This is a genomic window from Martelella sp. AMO21009, from assembly GCF_053484295.1.
Genome location: NZ_JBAKFR010000071.1, coordinates 1 through 982, shown reverse-complemented (window position 1 = coordinate 982; position 982 = coordinate 1). Strand labels below are relative to the sequence as shown.

Here is a 982-nt window from a genome sequence, read left to right as displayed (position 1 = left end):
GTGCTGTGCGGGGCCGAAACCTGTCAGGACATGGCCGACTTTGGCGTCTCCAAGCACAAGCTTTTGAAGGAGATCGTGCCTCTGCCTTACGGCATTCCCAGTCACGACGTTTTCTCGAATGTTTTCAGACATATCGACCCCGAGGCTTTCGAAACGGTCTTTGCACGCTTCGCGCAGGCTTTTGCAAAATCCATCAGCGGTGTCATCGCCATCGACGGCAAGGCCGTGCGCGGGGCCTACAAACGCGGCGACAAGGCCTCGCCCCTGCATCTGGTCAACATCTGGGCAGCCGACCAGCGCATGGTCATCGGCCAGCAGCTCGCGCCGGGCCGCAGTGAAGTCAAAGGCGTTCTGCAAGCTCTTTCATGCTTGTCACTGGATGGCTGCATCGTCACGGCTGACGCGCTGCATTGCAGGGCCGACACGGCCTCTGCCATTCTCAAGACCGGCGCCGACTATGCGCTTGCACTCAAGGGCAACCAACCGGGTCTTCTCAACCGGGCGATCGCTCTGCTTGAAGAGGAAACCAACCCCGACAGAGCCGAAAAGGCCGATGGCAAGGCCCATGACAGAACCGAAACCCGACGCGCCGTCGTCGTCAAGGCGGAAGGAATGGATTTTCCCGGCGTCAAGGCGATCGCGCGGCTTGAAAGCATCCGGGTGGAGCCCGATGGCCGGCAAACGCGTCACATCCGCCATTTCCTGCTGTCCAGGCCGGTCAGCGCCGCCGCCTTTCTGGGTATCGCCAGAGCGCACTGGACGATCGAGAACCAACTGCACTGGGTGCTCGACGTCGCCTTCTGCGAAGACGCCGCCAGAAACCGAAAGGATCATGGGCCCCAGAACCTTTCGATCCTTCGCAAGCTCGCTCTCAACATCATCCGACACCACCCCGACAAGGCGTCCATCCGGCGCAAAATGAAAAAAGCCGGATGGGACGATGCCTTCCTCATCTCAATGATCGCTCATATGCGATAGCCCT

General features: G+C 60.1%; 1 protein-coding gene. It reads left to right on the top strand.

Annotated elements, in window-relative coordinates; genetic code table 11:
- Positions 1-978: ISAs1 family transposase (locus V6766_RS25490; RefSeq protein ID WP_448471032.1), on the top strand; the 978-nt coding region annotated here is incomplete at its 5' end.
- Between the last annotated feature and the right edge of the window lie 4 nt (positions 979-982).